This window comes from Streptococcus sp. 11273D007BT (assembly GCF_053547195.1).
The window spans coordinates 938,008-958,478 of the sequence record NZ_JBPWPE010000001.1 but is presented as its reverse complement, the minus strand read 5'-3'; the positions used below and the strand labels follow the sequence as shown (position 1 = coordinate 958,478).

The 20,471-nt window shown below is 36.7% G+C and carries 21 protein-coding genes and 1 pseudogene; 2 read left to right on the top strand and 20 right to left on the bottom strand.

Features of this window, described 5'->3' with window-relative positions:
• Positions 1–98: 98 nt before the first annotated feature.
• The 5 genes from ACEE75_RS04935 to ACEE75_RS04915 form a co-directional block, all read right to left on the bottom strand.
• Positions 99–1,148: a BMP family lipoprotein gene (locus ACEE75_RS04935; protein ID WP_354369871.1), complete on the bottom strand. Its 1,050-nt coding sequence runs from the start codon at positions 1,146–1,148 to the stop codon at positions 99–101.
• An 86-nt stretch (positions 1,149–1,234) separates the two neighbouring features.
• Entirely contained in the window at positions 1,235–1,627 is a 393-nt protein-coding gene (locus tag ACEE75_RS04930) for a cytidine deaminase (RefSeq protein ID WP_447575136.1), read from the bottom strand.
• A complete protein-coding gene (gene deoC, locus ACEE75_RS04925; protein ID WP_447575134.1) occupies positions 1,614–2,276 on the bottom strand; it encodes a deoxyribose-phosphate aldolase in 663 nt (220 codons plus the stop codon). Before deoC ends, ACEE75_RS04930 begins: the two co-directional genes overlap by 14 nt.
• A 13-nt stretch (positions 2,277–2,289) precedes the next feature.
• Positions 2,290–3,567 (bottom strand): pyrimidine-nucleoside phosphorylase, encoded by a 1,278-nt coding sequence (locus ACEE75_RS04920; RefSeq protein ID WP_449164833.1) that lies wholly within the window; start codon positions 3,565–3,567, stop codon positions 2,290–2,292.
• Positions 3,564–4,154 carry a class I SAM-dependent methyltransferase gene (locus ACEE75_RS04915; RefSeq protein ID WP_447575130.1) on the bottom strand — a complete coding sequence of 197 codons (591 nt, stop codon included), beginning with the start codon at positions 4,152–4,154 and terminating at the stop codon, positions 3,564–3,566. The genes ACEE75_RS04920 and ACEE75_RS04915 overlap by 4 nt, the downstream gene beginning before the upstream one ends.
• Positions 4,155–4,272: 118 nt before the next feature.
• Between ACEE75_RS04915 and coaA the strand changes: the two genes are divergently transcribed.
• A complete protein-coding gene (coaA, locus tag ACEE75_RS04910; protein WP_447575167.1) occupies positions 4,273–5,193 on the top strand; it encodes a type I pantothenate kinase in 921 nt (306 codons plus the stop codon).
• 68 nt (positions 5,194–5,261) lie between these two features.
• Positions 5,262–5,498: a 30S ribosomal protein S20 gene (gene rpsT, locus ACEE75_RS04905; RefSeq protein WP_354369876.1), complete on the top strand. Its 237-nt coding sequence runs from the start codon at positions 5,262–5,264 to the stop codon at positions 5,496–5,498.
• 141 nt (positions 5,499–5,639) lie between these two features.
• Here rpsT and ACEE75_RS04900 read toward each other — a convergent pair whose 3' ends face one another.
• From ACEE75_RS04900 to truB, 15 genes and pseudogenes are all read right to left on the bottom strand, one after another.
• Complete coding sequence (locus tag ACEE75_RS04900) at positions 5,640–6,956, bottom strand: sensor histidine kinase (RefSeq protein ID WP_427894064.1); 1,317 nt, start codon at positions 6,954–6,956, stop codon at positions 5,640–5,642.
• Positions 6,946–7,620, bottom strand: a pseudogene (locus ACEE75_RS04895) (response regulator transcription factor). Before ACEE75_RS04895 ends, ACEE75_RS04900 begins: the two are co-directional and overlap by 11 nt.
• Before the next feature lie 255 nt (positions 7,621–7,875).
• Positions 7,876–10,425: a M1 family metallopeptidase gene (locus tag ACEE75_RS04890; RefSeq protein ID WP_447575128.1), complete on the bottom strand. Its 2,550-nt coding sequence runs from the start codon at positions 10,423–10,425 to the stop codon at positions 7,876–7,878.
• 36 nt (positions 10,426–10,461) lie between these two features.
• Complete coding sequence (gene phoU / locus ACEE75_RS04885) at positions 10,462–11,115, bottom strand: phosphate signaling complex protein PhoU (RefSeq protein WP_447575126.1); 654 nt, start codon at positions 11,113–11,115, stop codon at positions 10,462–10,464.
• 24 nt (positions 11,116–11,139) lie between these two features.
• Entirely contained in the window at positions 11,140–11,898 is a 759-nt protein-coding gene (pstB, locus tag ACEE75_RS04880) for a phosphate ABC transporter ATP-binding protein PstB (protein ID WP_447575124.1), read from the bottom strand.
• Positions 11,899–11,909: 11 nt separating this feature from the next.
• The gene (pstB, locus tag ACEE75_RS04875) at positions 11,910–12,713 is read right to left on the bottom strand and encodes a phosphate ABC transporter ATP-binding protein PstB (RefSeq protein WP_427894073.1); all 804 of its coding nucleotides are present in this window, start codon (positions 12,711–12,713) and stop codon (positions 11,910–11,912) included.
• A gap of 102 nt (positions 12,714–12,815) precedes the next feature.
• The gene (gene pstA / locus ACEE75_RS04870) at positions 12,816–13,700 is read right to left on the bottom strand and encodes a phosphate ABC transporter permease PstA (protein ID WP_427894074.1); all 885 of its coding nucleotides are present in this window, start codon (positions 13,698–13,700) and stop codon (positions 12,816–12,818) included.
• Positions 13,690–14,625 (bottom strand): phosphate ABC transporter permease subunit PstC, encoded by a 936-nt coding sequence (pstC, locus tag ACEE75_RS04865; RefSeq protein WP_354369031.1) that lies wholly within the window; start codon positions 14,623–14,625, stop codon positions 13,690–13,692. Before pstC ends, pstA begins: the two co-directional genes overlap by 11 nt.
• A gap of 40 nt (positions 14,626–14,665) precedes the next feature.
• Positions 14,666–15,532 (bottom strand): phosphate ABC transporter substrate-binding protein PstS family protein, encoded by an 867-nt coding sequence (locus ACEE75_RS04860; RefSeq protein WP_447575121.1) that lies wholly within the window; start codon positions 15,530–15,532, stop codon positions 14,666–14,668.
• Between the two features lie 108 nt (positions 15,533–15,640).
• Positions 15,641–16,951 (bottom strand): RsmF rRNA methyltransferase first C-terminal domain-containing protein, encoded by a 1,311-nt coding sequence (locus ACEE75_RS04855; RefSeq protein WP_447575119.1) that lies wholly within the window; start codon positions 16,949–16,951, stop codon positions 15,641–15,643.
• 117 nt (positions 16,952–17,068) lie between these two features.
• Positions 17,069–17,836, bottom strand: a complete 768-nt coding sequence (locus ACEE75_RS04850) for an inositol monophosphatase family protein (RefSeq protein ID WP_447575117.1) — start codon at positions 17,834–17,836, stop codon at positions 17,069–17,071.
• The gene (locus ACEE75_RS04845; RefSeq protein WP_447575115.1) at positions 17,826–18,104 is read right to left on the bottom strand and encodes a UPF0223 family protein; all 279 of its coding nucleotides are present in this window, start codon (positions 18,102–18,104) and stop codon (positions 17,826–17,828) included. The genes ACEE75_RS04850 and ACEE75_RS04845 overlap by 11 nt, the downstream gene beginning before the upstream one ends.
• Complete coding sequence (locus tag ACEE75_RS04840) at positions 18,094–18,510, bottom strand: Spx/MgsR family RNA polymerase-binding regulatory protein (protein ID WP_354369041.1); 417 nt, start codon at positions 18,508–18,510, stop codon at positions 18,094–18,096. Before ACEE75_RS04840 ends, ACEE75_RS04845 begins: the two co-directional genes overlap by 11 nt.
• Positions 18,511–18,573: 63 nt before the next feature.
• The gene (locus ACEE75_RS04835; RefSeq protein WP_447575113.1) at positions 18,574–19,494 is read right to left on the bottom strand and encodes a bifunctional riboflavin kinase/FAD synthetase; all 921 of its coding nucleotides are present in this window, start codon (positions 19,492–19,494) and stop codon (positions 18,574–18,576) included.
• A gap of 51 nt (positions 19,495–19,545) precedes the next feature.
• Positions 19,546–20,424 carry a tRNA pseudouridine(55) synthase TruB gene (gene truB, locus ACEE75_RS04830; RefSeq protein ID WP_447575111.1) on the bottom strand — a complete coding sequence of 293 codons (879 nt, stop codon included), beginning with the start codon at positions 20,422–20,424 and terminating at the stop codon, positions 19,546–19,548.
• Positions 20,425–20,471 lie beyond the last annotated feature (47 nt).

Below are 20,471 nucleotides of genomic sequence, written 5' to 3'. Positions count from 1 at the left end.
AATATATCAGTAAAACCTACCTAAATTAGGTAAGCTTTACTGAGATATTATACATATCTCAGTCCTAAAAAAGCGACCGACTAGGTCGCTAATTTTAATTATTTTTCTGGAACTGTAATATCACCAGAGATAATTTTTTCTTTTGCTTCTTCGATTGCTTTTTTAGCATCATCAGAAAGATTAGTCATGGCAATATCAACTCCTGAATCTTTTAAACCATAAGTTGTTGTCTCACCACCTGGGAATTTACCATCTGCTGTATTGGTTGCAATCAATTGAAGTGACTTACCAACTTCTTTAATCGTTGATGCAAGAACAAAGTTAGATTCTTTTCCATCTTTTGAAGTATAATTACCTTCGTCTTTTTGATCGCGGTCAACACCGATTACCCAAACTTTGTCAGATTCATTACGTGTTTCATTTTCTGCCTTAGCTTCATTGAAAACACCAGCTCCTGTCCCACCTGCTGCTTGGTAGATAACATCTGCTCCACCTGCATATTGTGCTGCAGCAATTGTTTTACCTTTGGCTGCATCTCCAAATGAACCCGCATAGTTTACAGTTACTTTAATGGATGAATCAACAGATTTAACACCAGCTTCGAAACCTTTTTCAAAACGTTTGATAACTTCACCTTCCATACCACCGATGAAGCCAACATTCTTAGTTTTGGTTGTTTTTGCAGCAGCGATACCAGCAAGATAAGCAGCCTCGTTATCAGCGAATGTTACACTTGCAACATTGTCCATGTCAGCGATTGTATCATCAATGATCACATAATTAGTATCTGGGTTTGTTTCAGCAGCTTTTTGAATAGAGTCATGAAGTGCAAAACCGATACCAAAAATAAGGTTATAGCCACTAGCAGTCGCAGAATCTAAATTGGTAGCATAGTCTGATTCACTAGCTGATTGGAAATAATCATAGCCATTACCTTTTGAAAGACCATTTTCTTTCCCCCATGCTTGAAGTCCTTCCCAAGCTGATTGGTTAAATGACTTATCATCAACACCACCTGTGTCAGTTACCATAGCGACTTTAAGATCAGTCTTGGCATCACTATTTGAACTAGAGCTACGATTAGAACATGCAGCTAAACCTAAAACTGCAACTGAAGCTAGACCAATACCAATAAGTTTCTTGTTCATTAAATTGAACCCTCCTAAAAAACTTTTGCAACGTTTGTTGCGTGTGTTAAAACCAAATGGTTATAAGTAATAACATCATCCACAAACTAATCCAAGTCTGTAAACGAATACGGAAGTAAATCCCCGACCGTCGTCACGACCGTCTGTCCATTTTTAGAAATAAGCGTTACTTTTGCTTCAGGTTGAAAAAATTCAACCATAACTTGTCGACAAGCACCACATGGTGAAATTGGTTCTTTTGTTTCACCATAAATTGCAATCTCTTTTAAGTCTCTATATCCTTCTGAAACAGCCTTGAAAATAGCTGTTCGTTCACCACAGTTTGTTAAACCAAAGCTAGCATTTTCGATGTTACAACCTTGAAATACCTGTCCATCTTTGGTTTTTAAGGCCGCTCCAATAGGAAACTTAGAATAGGGAACATAAGCATGTTGACTGGCTTGAATAGCTAAATTTACTAATTGGTTAGTATCCACCATCTGAAACTTGTCCTTCCATAATAGCAATCCCAGCAGAAGTTCCTATACGGTTAGCACCAGATTTGATGAAGTTCAAAGCATCTTCTCTCGTACGCGCACCACCAGCTGCTTTAACACCTACTGCTTCACCAACAACTTGACGCATTAGCTTAACATCATCGATAGTCGCACCTCCTGTTGAAAACCCTGTAGAAGTTTTAACAAAATCAGCACCAGCTCTCACACTAGCTTGACAAGCTGCAACCTTCTCCTCCTCAGATAATAAACAAGCTTCAATAATAACTTTAACAAGCTTATCACCACTAGCTTCAACAACAGCTTTAATGTCCTCTTCTACATACTGGAGATTTCCTGATTTCAGCTCACCAATATTGATCACCATATCCACTTCGTCTGCACCATTAGAGACGACCTGCTTTGTTTCAAATGCTTTTACCTCTGATAAGGTTGCCCCTAGAGGAAAACCAATTACTGTACAAACTTTTACGTCACTATCTCGTAGTTCCTCGCGAGCCAATTTTACCCAAGTAGGATTGACACAGACACTGGCAAAGTTATATTGCTTTGCTTGAGCAATTAATTCTAAAATCTGCTCTTTTGTAGCATCTTGCTTTAATAGCGTATGGTCAATATACTTATTCAAGTCCATAATGACCTTCTTTCTAATTGATTATTTTCAGAATTTCTTTCTGAATAATCCTCTCATTACTTATTCTAACATTTTTTTTGAATTCTGTAAGCAGATTTTCAGTAATTTTTTGATTTGAGTAAATTTTTGCAAGGGTGTCACCTTTTTTAATCTTATCCCCGACTTTTTTATCAAAAACAATTCCACTTTCATAATCTAAAGCATCTGTCTTGATTGCTCTACCTGCCCCTAATTTCATCGCAAATAAACCAAACTCTAAAGCTGGGAGAGCAGACACATAACCATCTTGTTCTGCTTTGACTTCAACTACATATTTGACTTGGACTGGTCGATATAAATCGACTATATCTCCTCCTTGCGCCTGAATCATTGCCTCAAATTTTTCTAGCGCCTCACCATTAGTCAACTTTTCTCTAATTTCAACTAGTGATTTTTGCACTCCTGCTAATTCCAACATCATTTGCGCTAGTTCACAAATAAAATCTGTGATATCAGAGCGCCCCTCACCCTTCATGATGTCAATAGCTTCCAGAACCTCTAAACGATTCCCAATAGCTCTTCCTAGTGGTTGGCTCATATTAGTAATAACTGCAACTGTCTGACGTCCAATTTCTTTTCCTAAGGAAACCATTGTTTCAGAGAGTTGAATTGCTTCCTCCTCAGTTTTCATAAAAGCACCGTCACCAACTGTCACATCTAATAAAATGGCGTCTGCACCTGCTGCTATTTTTTTACTCATTACTGAACTGGCAATCAAAGGAATACTATCTACCGTCGCAGTCACATCTCTAAGAGCATAAAGTTGCTTATCTGCCTTGACCATTCGATCGGACTGTCCTATTACAGACAACCCTATTTCTTGAACTTGCTGGATAAACTCTGTCTTAGTTCGTTCAATCTGATAACCTTTGATGGACTCCAATTTATCTAAAGTGCCACCTGTATGTCCCAGTCCTCTACCACTCATCTTCGCAACAGGGACACCGAAACTAGCCACAAGAGGGGCCAAGATTAATGTCACTTTATCACCTACACCGCCAGTAGAGTGTTTATCAGTCTTGATACCATTGATAGCTGACAAGTCCATCTGCTCACCAGTGCCAACCATAGCCATAGTGAGGTCTCTCGTCTCTCTCATAGACATTCCTTTAAAATAAATCGCCATCGCTAAGGCTGACATTTGATAATCCGGTACACTGCCTGCAACATAACCGCTGACTAGCCAATGAATTTCTTCGGTCGATAATTCAAGACCATCGCGTTTCTTTTGGATTAAATCTACTGCTCTCATATTCTCTCACTTCTAAGGATGTAATATCCCTTGTCTTTTTTGACAGTCTCTACATTTCCAAAAACTTCTTCCATCTTAGCTTTGGCACTCGGTGCTCCTTGTTTTTTTTGAATGACAATAGTCAAAGCCCCTCCAACTACTAAATGGTTAACGCTTTCTGATATAATGCGGTGGACAATTTCTTTTCCAGCTCTAATAGGAGGGTTACTAATAATATAATCAAATTCCCCCTCAACATTATCGTAAACACTTGATTGAAAAATGTTTGCTGACACATGGTTTTTTTCAGCATTTTTTTTCGCCAAATCTAAAGCTCTATGGTTAACATCCACCATCGTCACATCTAATCCTTTAGTTTTTGCCAAAGCAATCCCTAGCGGACCATAACCACAGCCGACATCTAATAATCGTCCTCCTTCTTCGACCTCTAAAGCATTTAGAAGAACTTGACTTCCGTAATCAATCATTTTTTTGCTAAAAACGCCAGAATCTGTAAAAAAAGTAAACCAATCACCTAAAAGATTAACTCTTAACTCATGAATATCATGTGCTGCATCTGGGTTTTCTGCGTAATACATTTTTGACATATTTTTTCCTATCATCTTTTAGAACTTTTGCTTATTCATTATAGCATACTTTTTCTTCAATGAAAATGGTTACAAATTAGAAGCAAACATGTTATAATCCTCTAGATAGGAGTTTTCTATAATGTATGATTTAACAAACTTTAAACAAATTTCACGTCAAAAATGGCAAGGTCTTGGTCACTTAAGCACTCCTCCTCTTTCACAAGATGAATTAGATTCTATCAAAAGTTTAAATGATAAAATTAGCATTCAAGACGTCACAGATATTTATCTCCCCTTGATCAATTTGATTGATATTTATAAGCATTCATCTGATCACTTAGACTTTTCAAAAAGCCTCTTTCTTCAAAATAAACCTGAAAAACGCCCTTTCATCATCGGGGTATCTGGCAGTGTAGCAGTCGGAAAATCTACAACCAGTCGTTTGCTACAGCTTCTTTTAACACGAACCTATAAAAATAGCAAGGTTGAGCTGATGACAACGGATGGCTTCCTATTCCCTAATAAAAAATTAAAAAAAGAACAACTACTTCAAAAAAAGGGATTTCCTGAAAGCTATGATATGCCTGCACTAGTTAAAATGATCGAGGCCATAAAAGATGGAAAAGATTATGATATTCCGATTTATTCGCATGAAATTTATGATATTATTCCAAATCAACTCCAACATATCACTTCTCCCGATTTTCTTATCATTGAAGGAATAAATGTTTTCCAAAATCCTCAAAATGATCATCTTTATATCAATGGCTATTTTGATTTTTCAATCTACATTGATGCAGATGAAAAGCATATTGAGAAATGGTATCTAGAACGATTTGAAAGTTTACTCTCACTAGCTAAGCAAAATCCCAACAATTACTATAATAGATTCAATAACCTTCCACGATCTGAGTCTCTAGCTATCGCCAAAAGCACATGGAAAAATATTAATCTGATTAACCTCAGAGACTATATTAAACCTACGCGAAATCGCGCTGATCTCATTTTACACAAGGATCCTCACCATAAAATAGACAAAATTTACCTTAAAAAGTGATTTAGGCTTGTCAAAACCAATTTTTTCCTATATAATGAGATAGTTAGTATGAGATGGAGGTGAAAACATTGGCAAATATTAAATCAGCTATCAAACGTGCTGAACTTAACGTTAAACAAAACGAAAAGAACTCAGCTCAAAAATCAGCTATGCGTACTGCAATCAAAGCATTTGAAGCAAATCCAACTGAAGAGCTTTTCCGTGCTGCTAGCTCAGCTATCGATAAAGCAGAAACAAAAGGTTTGATTCACAAAAACAAAGCTGGTCGTGATAAAGCACGTCTTTCAGCAAAAATTGCTAAATAAAAAGGCTTTTTTTATCTAAAAGTCATATGGAGAAGATTGATTCAGTCTTCTCTTTTTTGCTTTCTAAACAGATGTTACCATATAAAAATGACTCTATGATTTCTAAGAGATCTCTCTCAAAGTAATCATAGAGTCATTTTATTATAGTTTTACTTCAAAAATAGTTCCTTTAGGTCGATTGTCTTTAACGTGAATACTTCCTTTTAAAGAATCGACTATTTGTTTAGCCAAAGACAAACCTAAACCAAAACCTCCTTTTTGTCTTGTTCTAGCCTTATCAACACGATAGAATCGGTCAAAAATTTGCTTTTTATCCTCATCTGAAATCCCAAAACCATTATCACTGATAGTCAAATAGATATTTTTATCCGTACTTCTCACCTTAAAATCAATGATCCCTGAATCTTCCGTGTATTTAATAGCATTATCAAATAATATGGTCATCAATTGTTTTAATAACGTTTTATCGGTTTTAAATGACCTTGTCACTTGATTTTGATAGGTAAAAATTTTATCGTTTTCTTCAGCGATTAAAGTATAATTTTCAAAAACATCATCAAAGAAACTAGGTTGTACTTCTGTTAGCTCTGGTTTTATACCATCATCACGTCTAGCTAAGTTCAAGAGATTTGTTGTTAAAATTCTCATATTTCTCACTTCATCTAGACTTGCTGCTATGTTTTCTGATTGTTCTAAAACAGTAGCATTAGGTTGCCTAAACAAGCTTTCTAATCTATTTTGTAGAACAGCTAACGGTGTACGCAATTCATGACTAGCGTTTTCGACAAAAGATTTTTGCTTTTCATAGTTGGCTAGAATAGGCCTCATACTCCATCGTGCAAGATAAACACTAGCACCAACTGAAAGAAACCAGAAAATAATCATCACGCTAACAATAATCGTAGAATAGCGTGCTGTCGATTCCTCGATTTGAGTCACATTGACGGCTACTGTTGCATATTTTAGTTCGGTATAAGTTGAACTTTCTACTTTTACTGTAACCAGATGGAAAGATTCTGAGTAGCCCAAGTCATTTTTAGGGCTATCTGAGTAGACACTGTTTAAATTTTTAGTTTTCAACTTCAAATTACTTAACGTAGATAAACTAGCAATGTTATTAAGGATATTCCCATCTTTATCATAAAGAATAAAAGTGGTATTAGCCGCTAATTTTTCCGTTGGCACAGCTTCTATCATCGGATGATCTGAATTATCATCTGTTGCTTGAGTATCCTCTCCTCCTGGATTACCTGGCATCTCCATTACCCATGTAACATACTGGTCAATCTCTCTTGCGGTCCGTATCAATTTATTATCTACTGAAGAATAAAGCCCTACCCGCATAACTTGTAAGATGATAACCGTCATTACAATAAAAATACCTGTAAATACGGTAAAGAATTGAAGGAAAAAAGAAAAATTTTCTGTTTTGGATTTTTTTCTTAATTTACTCAGCATCTTTTAAAATATACCCTACACTGCGTAATGTCTGCATATTGTTTACAAAAGCAGTTCCTTTTAATTTTTTACGTATTTTAGATACATAAACCTCTACCACTGATAATGTGGTATCACTATCAAAGCCCTAGATACGATCAAAAATCTGAGTTTTGGGTAAAATAACATTCTGATTCTGAAGGAAATAAACAAGTAAATCAAATTCTTTCCCTAATAATTCAACTTCTAAACCATTAACAGTAGTGGTGTTAGTAGAGGTGTTAACACTAATTTCCCCGTAAGTTAAGGTGTTATCGTTTAATTTCCCTGAACGCTTTAATAATGCTTGAATACGCATTTTCAACTCTTCCAAATAAAATGGCTTAGTGAGGTAATCATCTGCACCTAATTCAAAGCCATGCCCTTTATCATCCAAGCTTTCTTTAGCTGTCATAATTAAAACAGGTGTTGTCACTCCCTTATCACGAAGCTCTTTCAAAACTTGAAAACCATCTTTTTCAGGAAGCATTAAATCCAATAAGATAAGATCATAAACACCACTTTCTGCCTCATATAGTCCTTCATCACCATCAAAAACTTGCATAACATCTGCAAAATCATCCAAGAAATCAAAAACAGAATTTGATAAACCTAGATCATCTTCAACCAATAAAATTTTAATCATCGCACTTCTCCTTTTTGTTCCATTATAACATGGATTAACTAGCACTTTTACTTTTGTCTATTCTTTTTTACTCAATTTAAAAACTTATTTTTTATACATATAGTTTAGTCTTTTTAGCTTAAGACTAACTTAAGACTCCTAAGCAATTGGTTTTTGGATAAAAAACTCATCTTATAGAAAAACACCTCAAAAGAGTCTGGACTCTCTTTTGAGGTGTTAGAGATAGAGCAAAAGTAAATAACTCCTAAAAGAATTCTATTTTTTCAACACATTTGAAAGTTTTTCCTCAACCAACTCTTTTTCTCTAGAAATTAAGTTAATTCGTGCTGAAATTTCTTTTATTCCCATCATAATATTTCGACTAATAGATAAGTCATTGAGCTGTGGCTCAAAGAAGGCTTTATACTCCTCTAAACGCTTCTCTGTTTTAAAAATATTTGCAGGATAGATAACAAATTTATCAAAACTCATGTCGCCACCTAAAGTAGCTTTGATCCACTCCCAATTTTCACGAGCCCAAGTCCAAGTAACTTCTTGTGTAAAGTTTCTGGATAAGAGTGGGTGATACCAACTCATCGCAAGATCTTGTGGTTTAACAATATCTTTATCCTTCAATCCATCAAGTAAATACTGGAGATTTTTAGCATCTCGTGTATAGGAGAGTGCTTGAGCTAATTGACGACGGAAAACACCATTATTCGTTTTAACATAAGTATCTAAATAAAGTTTCACAAGCTCTTCAGATTCAAATTGGCGAATTTGGTTAATCAAGATATATAATCGAATAGAAGCTGGGATAGACTCAATATCTTCTTTATACTCCTCAAAAATTATCTTAGCTTTATCTACCGCCATAGTGTTTTCTGCGTAAATCATCGCATTTAAAACACTTTGACGGACAAACTCGTCTTCATCTGATTCGCCAGATATTTTTTCAAATCCTAGACGTTCAAAATTATAAGCATGAATGGCTTCTATTAGGGCCTTGAAATCCTCTGCTGCTACTGTTCCTTCATCAATAAATTTAGATAAACCATTCGTTACTTGTACCATTGCGGTAACAACCATATGAGAGGTTTCATCTTTTAATTTTAATAGTAAAGGAATTAGTTCCGCATAAGAAATCTGACCAGATTCAGCCAGAAGGCGTCTATCTTGGATAAGTTGCAGTTTTGATGTTTTATCTAGGTCATGAAGATTGGCCATCACATCATCTAATAAGATACCCTCATAATTCGTGATATAATGTGCTGTATTTTCTGTATTTAAACGAAAAGCTGATTTATTTACTGTAGCTAACTGAGAGAAGTTAGGGATTTCTAAGCGTTCCGTAGTTAACAAATCTGGGATACCTTCCCAATTACTGTTAAGTGGAATTTGCCAAATTCTTCCCTTATCCTCATGCTCACCAATAAAGAATTGCTTTTGGGTCAAAATTAAAGTATCATTTTCAACACATGCTGTTACTACAGGATAACCTGGCTGTTCCAACCAAGCATCCATAAAATTAGCAACATTTTTACCACTTGCATCTGATAAGGTTTTCCATAAATCTCGACCTACCGTATTACCATATTGGAAGGTTTCAAAATAGCGATTTAAGCCAGAAGCAAAATCCTTATCTCCCAACCAACGACGTAACATATGCATTAGGCGACTACCTTTTGCGTAAACAATAGCAGGATCAAATAAGGTATTGATTTCATCAGGGTGATTAACTGTTACATGAACCGATTGAACACCATCAGTCGCATCTCTTTGCAAAGCCAAAGGAACACCTGTTGTTTGAAAATCTTCAAAGATATTCCAGCTCGGCTCAATAGCGTCAAGGGAGACATATTCCATCATATTAGCGAAACTTTCATTCAGCCACAAGTCATCCCACCATTTCATGGTAACGAGATTCCCAAACCATTGATGAGCCAACTCATGGGCAACGACTAAAGCAACTTGCTGACGACTAAGGGCTGTTGAATTTTCATCCACCAATAAATAAACTTCGCGATAAGTTACAAGTCCCCAGTTCTCCATAGCTCCTGCTGAAAAGTCAGGTAAAGCCACATGATAAGACAAAGGAATTGGATATTTTACTCCGTAATAGGATTCATAAAACTCGATAATGCGTACTGCAATATCCAAAGAAAAATCAAGAGAACTTAATGGATGAGCTTTTGTTGAAAAAATACCAACTTCTGTTCCATTTTGTGTCTTAGCAGTTTTGCCCTGTAAATCTCCTATTGCAAAAGCCAGTAGATAAGAAGACATTCTAGGTGTTGTTTTAAAGGTCCATACACCTGTTTCTTTTCGTAAATCTTGATTGATCTCTGGCATATTGGATAAAACAATTTCATTTTCTTCTTGATCAAATTTGATAGATAAATCAAAAGTTGCCTTAGCCTCTGGCTCGTCTATCGATGGAAAGGCTTCACGTGCAAAATGACTTTCAAATTGTGTAGAAATCACTTCTTTTTTTCTACCCTCAACAGTATAATAAGACGGATAAATCCCAGTCATATTATCTGTAATCTTACCTGCAAATTCAAGAATCAAAGTCATGGTCCCCGTTTCAGGTAAATCGATATGGAGCGCTTCATTAGCATCATCCAATCGATAAGAGAGCTCTTGATTATCTAATTTTACAGAATCTATCCGTAAATTTTTCTGATGAAGTGAAATGTGGTTATCCAAAGCCTCCCCTGAAATAGCCACATTTCCAACAAATGTTTTTTCAGATCGATTAATATCTAAGAAGATATTATAATTTTCTGGAATAAACTTTTCGATAAACTGTTCAACTGTTTCCATAATTCTCCCTTTATCCCTGAGCTATTTTCTAAAAAATTATAATTCAATAATTTTTCCAGTTTTAAGATAAACTACCCACTCACAAATATTACGAGCATAATCACCAATACGTTCTAAGTACATGATTACTTGGAAGTAATCTTTCCCAGTAACAATAGCATCAGGGTTCTTTTTAATTTCTTCAACGGTCAGAGATTGAATTTCACGGAAATAAACATCAATATTGTCATCAGATGCTGCAATTTCACGTGCTTTAGCTTCATCAGCATGAATATAAGCATTAAGCGCTTCTTCAATCATCACTTTAACGGCTGCACCCATTTTTGCAATTTCTTTCTCTACTTCAGGAAGACGTTCCTCACCTTTGGTACTGATAGTCGCATGTGCCATTGATACTGCATGATCTCCCATACGCTCAATATCACTAGATGCCTTTAATACAGTAATAACAGTACGTAAATCATGTGAAACAGGCTGCTGTAGAGCAATAATTTCAAGCGATTTTTTCTCAAGTTTTACTTCATACTCATTAATCTTTTCATCATTTGCAATCACTTCATTTGCCAAATCACGATCATGTGTTACAAAGCTACGCAAAGATTTTTTAAATTGTGAGAGTACCTCAGTTCCCATCACATAAAATTGATTATGTAATTTATCTAATTCTTCTTCAAATTGTGTTCTTAACATCTTCTTTCTCTTCCTTTATCTTTTCTATCCAAACTTACCTGTAATATAATCTTCTGTTTCCTTATGTTTAGGATTTAAGAACATGTCTTTAGTATCACCGTATTCTACCAAATTTCCATCAAGGAAAAAGGCAGTTCGTTTCGAGATACGTGAGGCTTGCTGCATAGATCGCGTCACAATAATCAATGTATAGTCATCTTTCAAGCTATACAGTGTGTCTTCAATTTTTCCTGCTGAAATAGGATCCAAGGCAGACGTTGGTTCATCAAGTAAAATAACCTTTGGACTGGTGGCTAAAGTACGAGCAATACAAACACGTTGTTGTTGACCACCAGATAATCCAAGTGCTGAATCATACAAACGATCTTTCACTTCATCCCAAATAGACGCGCCCTGCAATGAGGTTTCAACAGCTTCATCTAGAATTGCCTTATCTTTAATCCCCTTTAGGCGAAGGCCGTAAACAACATTTTCATATATGGACATCGGAAAAGGATTGGGTTGTTGGAATACCATACCGATTTCTTTTCGTAAATCAACAGTATCTGTGCGTGGACTATAAATATTATGTCCATTATAAACAATTGAACCTGTTAAGGTCGCTTCTGGATTAAGATCATTCATACGATTAATAGATCGCAAAAGTGTGGATTTTCCGGAACCTGAAGGTCCAATTAAAGAAATAATTTCATTTGGATAAATGTCCAAAGAAACTGTATTTAATGCTTTTTTCTTTTTATAGTACACAGATAAATCTCTGACACTAATAATAGGTTCTGTCATATTGTTCCTCTCTAACCAAAACGTCCTGAAACATAATCGTTTGTTGATTGTAGTTTAGCATTTTGGAAGATATTGGTTGTTTTATCGTATTCAATCAGGTCTCCCAAATAAAAGAACGCAGTATAATCACTAGCACGAGCTGCTTGCTGCATATTATGGGTTACTATAATAATCGTATAATTTTCTTTAAGATCAAACATTGTCTCCTCAAGTTGCATTGTAGCAATCGGATCTAAGTTTGAAGCTGGCTCATCCATCAATAGAATATCAGGTTTTACTGCAATAGCTCGAGCAATACATAATTTTTGTTGCTGACCGCCTGATAAAGTAAATGCTGATTTATGCAAGTTATCCTTCACTTGATCCCACAGGGCCGCTTGTTTTAAAGAAGTCTCAACGATCTCATCTAGAATATTTTTATCTTTAACACCTGCACGTTCATGAGCAAATGTAATATTACGGTAGATAGATTTTGCAAATGGATTAGGGCGTTGAAAAACCATTCCGATATGTTTACGAACTTCATAGACATTCATTTCAGGTTTATTAACATCAATACCTTCATATAAAATTTCACCTGTCACTTTAGCGATATCAATCGTGTCATTCATGCGATTAAGACTCCGTAAATAAGTTGATTTCCCACAACCAGATGGTCCAATCAGAGCGGTAATCTTATTTTTTTCAAACTGCATATCTATACCTTTGATTGCTTCTTTGCCACCATAATACACATGCAAATCTTTCGTTGATAGGGCTACTTTTTCCTCAGGAAAAGTAATAATATGTCTTTCATTCCAATTATAGTCAGCCACAATGTTTCTCCTTTTTAATAAAAAATCGAGAAGAAAGTAGGACATCAAAGCCTTGTTTAAGCAAGATAGAGCCTATCTTTTTCTCGAAAATCTAAATTCTGTTTAAGCTGATGTCAGTTTCTTATGTAAGAAGCTACCAATTCGACGTGCAGAAATATTGAAAATTAAAATGAAAATCAATAGAACCGCAGCACTTCCAGCAGAAACCTCCGTCGCATCAGGAATTGTCCCCTCACTATTTACTTTCCAAATGTGTACAGCAAGTGTTTCTGCTTGACGGAAGATAGAAATTGGGCTTGTTACACTAAAGAGATTCCAGTTAGACCAATCTAGCGCAGGTGCAGATTGACCTGCTGTGTAAATCAGTGCTGCTGCTTCTCCAAAAATACGTCCAGAAGCCAAGACAATACCTGTAACAATACCTGGAAGTGCTTCTGGAATAACGACATGAACTACTGTTTCCCATCTTGACAACCCTAAAGCCAAGCCCGCCTCGCGTTGTGTATGATGAACAGTGCGTAAACTATCTTCTACACCTCGTGTCATTTGTGGAAGGTTAAAGACAGTAAGTGCTAGGGCACCAGAAATAATTGAAAAGCCATACTCAAACTGTACAACAAAGATTAAATAACCAAATAGCCCCACAACAACTGATGGAAGAGAAGACAAAATTTCGATACAAGTACGAATAAAGTTGGTTAATGGACCTTTCTTAGCATACTCTGAAAGATAGATTCCCGCTCCCATTGATAGAGGAACTGAAATCAAAAGAGTTACGACTAAAAGGAAGAAGGAATTATAGAGTTGGATTCCGATCCCCCCTCCTGCTTGGTAAGAAGAGGAACGTCCTGTTAGGAAAGACCAGCTTACATGAGGTAAACCTCTAACAAGAATAAAAAGAATGAGAGAGGCCAGAATGGTAACAATAATTGTAGCAATGGCATATAAAATACCGGTTGCCAATTTATTTATTTTTTTAGCGTGCATAGTTTTTCTTTCTTTCTCTTGTAATCATTTTTACTAGCATGTTAAAGGCCAAGCTCATCACCAAGAGAACCAAGGCCAGAGACCAAAGTACATTATTTTGAACTGTTCCCATAACGGTATTACCGATCCCCATCGTTAAGACAGAGGTTAAAGTTGCTGCTGGCGTTGTTAGAGAGGTTGGGATAACTGCTGAGTTACCCACCACCATTTGAATCGCTAAAGCTTCTCCGAAAGCACGCGCCATACCAAAAATGACTGCTGTGAAAATTCCTGGTCTAGCTGCATTTAAAATGACACGCCAAATAGTTTGCCAACGGGTCGCTCCCATTGCTAGACTGGCTTCCTTATAATGTCTAGGAACAGCCTTAAGACTATCTACCGTCATAAAGGTAACGGTTGGTAAGATCATGACAAAAAGTACAAATACCCCTGATAAAATACCAAAACCAGTTCCTCCGAAGATAGATCGGACAAACGGTACCACGACCTGAAGACCAATAAATCCATATACGACAGATGGGATCCCTACTAAAAGTTCAACCGCTGGCTGAAGAATTTTAGCACCATATTTAGGTGAAATCTCTGTCATAAAGACTGCCGCACCGATAGCAAATGGTGTTGCGATTAAAGCAGATAAAATAGTCACAATGAAAGAACCCATAATCATTGGAAGGGCACCAAGATAAGGTTTTCCTGAAGCGTCTTTCACACTAGGTTGCCATTCTTTTCCGAATAAGAAATCAAATGGATTAATTTTGTCAACAAAGAAAGTCGATAGACCTTTTTGTGCAACAAAGATAAGAATCATTGCCACAATAAAAACAATCAGCGCCAAGCAGAAAAATGTTATAGCTTTACCAAATTTTTCTAAGCGAGAGTTTTTTGAAGGTGACAATAATTTTTTTGCAAGTTCTTGATTTTTCACAATTGCTCCTCACACAACTATTCAAGTGAATAGTTCTTTATTATTTTTTTGTCACAGTACCGTCAGCACTTTTGGTTACTTTCATATCATGAATTGAAATGTAGCCCATACTTACCACAATACCTTTTTGAATTTCTTCACTCATCATGTACTCTAAAAATTCTTTTGTCAAACCTGTTGCTTCCCCTTTAGTGTACATATGTTCATAAGACCAAATTGGCCAATCATTCGTTGCCACATTTTCAGCTGTAGGTTCAAAACCATTTAGCTTCAAACTCTTAACTGAATCATCAACATAAGCGAATGACAAGTAAGAAATCGCACCTGGAGTTTGCGATACAATGGATTTTACCATACCGTTAGAATCTTGCTCTTGGCTTTGTTTGGCTGTTTGACCATCCATAATAATGCTATCGAAGGTAGCGCGAGAACCTGAACTTGAAGCACGGTTAATAATAGAAATCTCCAAGTCTTTCCCACCAACTTGTTTCCAATTGGTGTATTCACCTGTAAAAATTTTTCTCAACTGTTCCGTGGTCAAATCAGATACATCAACATTCTTATTTGTGATAACAGCTAGACCTGCAACGGCAACCTGATGATCGACCAATGCCTCTGCATCAATACCATCTTTTTCTTCTGCGAACAAATCACTATTACCGATTTGAACAGCACCTGATTGTACTTGCGACAAACCTGTCCCCGATCCTCCACCTTGGACATTGATAGTTTTTCCAAGATTAGCACTGGCAAATTCATCGGCCGCTCCTTCAACAAGAGGCTGGAGTGCGGTTGAGCCAACTGCTGTAATAGACTCACCTTTATCAATCCAACTGGAACATGCAGAAAGACCTATGCCCAATAGACAAACAAGAGCCGTCAAGGCTAGTTTATGTTTCTTTTTCAATATATTTTTCCTTTCAAAGTGAAAGTATTTTTAGAAAGTTTCTTCTATAAAAGCAACCAACTTTCCACTTTCCACTATACCATAGTTAATAACTTTTGGAAAGACTTTTTAACTAAATCGCAAACCTTTTGGAAAGGCATTCTTTAGGGTTTTGTCAACCACCTTTGCAAATCCTATTCCATTTCCTTCTATTGCGATATAGTACCAATCATTTGCATAGGATTTGGGGAGACTAACAGTTTGTCCTGAAACATATTTTTTAAAATCCTCTTGAGTCATTTCAATCACTTGATCCACTTCATCTGGATGTAACGCTAAGCCTAAAGCAAAGCTCGGTTCAAAACGCTTTTTCTTAAAGGTTCCAAGATGCAGCCCATTTCTTGCAATTTTAAGTTGACTTAAATCAGGAAGATAATGCGGTAACAAATAAAGTTGCTCACCAAAAACTTGAAGAACCCCGCTTAAATCAGTATTGACTTTCCGACGATAAAACTCCTCCCACAACTGCACCTGTTCTCTAGTGAGATTGGTTCGAGCACTCTTTAGCTTACTAGATGTTTGGTGTGTTTGTGTATCCCTTAACTTAGCAACAAATTGTCCCTCACCCTTGAAACGATGGGGATACATCCGAGCCACCTCTGGCATATCAATGCCAGAAACCATCCCATTTTCTTTAGGAATCATTTCTAAACTTAAGTTATGATCAATTTCCATAAGCCAACGGACAATATCTTCATTTTCTTCTGGTGACCAAGTACATGTGGAATAAACGATACTCCCTCCCGGTGCTAACATATCTAAGGCATCTCGTAAAATTTCTTGTTGTACTTTTGCACATTGGCTAGGATAATCCTCATTCCAATATTGAATAGCCGCAGGATCCTTACGAAACATCCCCTCTCCTGAACAAGGAGCATCTAAGACAATGAGATCAAAATAATTTGGAAAGACTTTAGCTAATCGAGTAGCACTTTCATTAGTAATCACAACATTTCTTGCACCAAATCGTTCAACATTTTCAACTAGAATCTTACTTCTTTTGTGATTGATTTCATTACTCACCAAAATCCCTGTATTGTCTAGATAGGAAAGAAGATGAGTGGTTTTTCCTCCAGGTGCTGCAGCTAAATCTAGTACCTTCATTCCTTTTTTAGGTGAGGCAACCTGGGCAACCATCTGTGCTGCAGGTTCTTGGGAATAGACTAAGCCCGTCACATGATTGCTAGATTTTCCTGACACTTTTCCATAATAAGACCAAGGCATATTGTTAATTGGGGTATCAAATTTTTTGATATTGGCTTTTAAGGGGTTAATTCTAAAGGCTGAGATTGCTTCTTGGTCAAATGTTTTAAAAAAAGCCTCAGCTTCATTCCCTAATAATTGTTGATATTTTTTTATAAATGTATCTGGTAACTTCATTTATTTCTATTATTTACTCCATTATAGTTTTTTATTGGATATTTTTTCATAAAAAAGAGAGTGGATAATTGACACTTTCATTCCTAAGGTGACAATTTCACTCTTTCATCTAACAGATTAACTATGCTCATTCACCACAGACTGTATCAAGGTCAATTTATCTTTCGGAACAAACATAATCGCTTGACGAGTACGAAAATCAGGATGTTCACCTGTCATTGTCAGTGTAACATAGCCGAGACTTTCTCCCATAATAGATGCTGCGGCGTAATCCCACGGATAGATACAAGAGAAGTAAGCCATTAACTTCCCTTCTAAAACACGGCTCATACTAATACCAGCACTACCATACACACGAAGACCTAAACTCTGTTTAATCAGCTCACCAACTCCCATAGTATTATGAGCATACATACCGCTATTTGCCGCAATAAGAAACTGACTAATCGGCTTATCTTTGTATGGTGATAACTCCTGACCATTTAACGTAACAGGAAATACCCCACCACCTGCATAAAGCTGATCACCCATTAAGTTATAAATAATCCCAAATTGCCCAACACCTGCTTCATAATAAGCTAGCATAATCGCAAAATCTTGACCTTGGGACACAAAATTAACCGTACCATCAATTGGATCTAATACCCAAACATTCCCCTCATCAATAGGGTGAAGAAGATGACCTTCTTCTGCTAAGATAAAATCATTGGGATAATATAACTTTATCTGTTCCACTAAAAACTGCTGAGTAGCTTGATCAACATTAGTTACCAAATCATCAAACTGACTCTTACTAGCAATCTCTAGAGGGTTTTTCATACTTTCTTTAACCAAAGCACCTGCTTCTTTGATTAGGCTTTTTGCAAATTCAAATTTAGTCTCCAAGTTTCAGCATCCCTTTCCCTTTTTCTTGAGCACATTTCACTGCCTGATAGGTCGAGTACCCTGAAACACTCTTGAAATCCCGATCAATTTGCTTTTCTTCCGCTTTACTTCTAACAATTTCTTTGAATATTTGATAGCTTTTTAAAAGTTCTTCGGCTCTAACTCCCTTTTCATAAGCTAACTCCACTTGATTCAAAAAATGAAGCACTGACGATATTTCCTCAGTGCTCCATGACAAATTAAGTGGATAAGAATAATTATCTTTCATCTCTTCCCTCAATTTCGGCTCTAATGGTCGCTTGGCGCAACTCTTGTTTTCTGTAATCACGCGATAAAAAGGCACGAATCTCATCTTCATTAAATCCGATTTGCATGCGCTTACTATCCATGATAATAGGACGTCTTAATAAACTTGGATAGTCTGCTATCAACTGGATCAACTCCGATACAGACATCTCCTCAACATCGACATCTAATTTTTGAAAAACCTTTGAACGCGTAGAAATAATATCTTCTGTCCCATTTTCTGTAAAAGATAAAATGGACAGCAATTCCTGTGGTGTTAAAGGATTTGTAATAATATTATGCTCTTGATAAGGCACTTCATGTGCAGATAACCAGGCTCTCGCCTTACGGCAACTAGTGCAGCTGGGTGATAAAAATAAGGTAATCATAATGGAGCCTCTTTTTAATATTTCCTACTCTACTTATATTATACCTTTTTTTTAGTCATTGAGCTATACTTTTTCGTAATTTCTTGCGAGTTGCTCATCTGCTTTTAATTGAGTCACTAGCTCATCAATTCCTTTAAATTTTACCATGTCTCGAATTTTATCTAACCAAACAACCTCTATAGTGTGCCCATATAAATCACCTTCAAAATCAAAAATATGTGCTTCAAGTCGCAATTCGGTGCCATCAAAAGTCACATTTTTTCCAACACTCGTCATCGCACGATATTTCTTTCCTGATAAAACCACGTCTGTAATATAGACGCCATCTTTTGGTAAATAGGTTCGATCAATTGGAGAAAAATTCGCTGTTGGATAGCCAATCGTTCTCCCTCTTGCATCACCATGTACCACGATACCGCGAGTTGAAAAGTGATACCCCAAAAGATGATTGGCTTCAGCGACTTGACCATTTTTGATCAATTGACGAATGCGGGTAGAACTAATTTTTTCATTCCCTGAGGTTTGCTCAGAAACAATCACCACTCGCCCTGAAAAGTTTCGTTGGAGATAAGCACAACTTGTCCGATTATGACCAAAATGATAATCAAAGCCAGCTACCACCGTATCAGCACGTAGACTTTCTATATATTTATGAATGAAATCATCAGAGCTAACATCAGCAAATTGACTAGTGAAGTCAACAAAATAAAGATAGTCAACTCCGTATTCCTCAAATTTCTCCAAACGTTTTTGCGGAGAAACAATATGTAAGAGGAGTTCGGGCTCAAAACGAGCAAATGTTAACTTTGGAGATTCCGGAAAAGTTAAAACTGCCACTTTAAGTCCTTTTTTATCGGCAATGAGTCGAGCTTGATCAAAAAGTTCCTTATGTCCTCGATGAAGGCCATCAAAATATCCCAGAACTAGGACCGTTTCTTCTTCTTGATGAATGTCATTTTCATCTTTAATGTGAAATATTTTCATAAATTCATTTTACCATACTTAGAAAAAAAGAGAAGAAAAAAACTCTTCTCTCTACACTAGAACCTTTCTAGGTTTATAGTCTTGATGACGTTTTTCTAAGATAGCTAAAACCTTGCCATCTCTAAAAGCTGCTACTAACTCTTTTTGACAGTCCAATTGGATGAAGCGACCAAAACTAATCTCCGTCATCTGTTCTTCTGTCAATTCAACACAAGGAAGATCCCCCACACCGTACTCTATTGGAAGTAAAAATGAGAAATCTTGTTTAGCCACTTTTTCTTCTATCTGCTCTATGGTTAGAGAATCTTCTAGTTCCAACCCTGCTGAAGCAGTTCTTTTTAGGTCTGACATATGGCTCGCATACCCTAATTGTTTCCCTAAATCTACCGATAAGGTACGGACATAAGTCCCTTTGCTACAGGCTACTCGGAAAGTAAACACAGCTTTGTCATCCGCTACAGTAACCGGTGAGGTACGTACAAATTCGTAGATAGTTACCTGACGCTCTGGCCTATCAACTGCCTCACCAGCACGTGCATACTCATAAAGCTTTCGACCATTAACTTTTACTGCCGAGTACATCGGAGGAGTTTGCGTAATGCCTCCCACAAAAGTCGCCATCGCTGCATCAATTGCCGTTTCGCTCAAGTCACTAACAGGGGTCATTTCAACAACCTCTCCTGAGGCATCTTCTGTCGTTGTAGAAAAACCAATCGTGATTTCTCCCTCGTAGACTTTTCCTGACTCTGTCATATACTCAATCACGCGCGTCGCTTTCCCAACTGCAATAGGTAAGACACCTGTCACATCTGGATCAAGTGTCCCCCCATGACCAATCTTTTTTTCCTTTAAAATTTTTCGAAGTTTAAAAACAGCATCGTGCGAGGTCATCCCCGCTACTTTTCTTAAATTAATAATTCCTGAAATCATGTTTTTATTATAACACAAAGAACCGCACTTGTGGGCGGTCCGATACG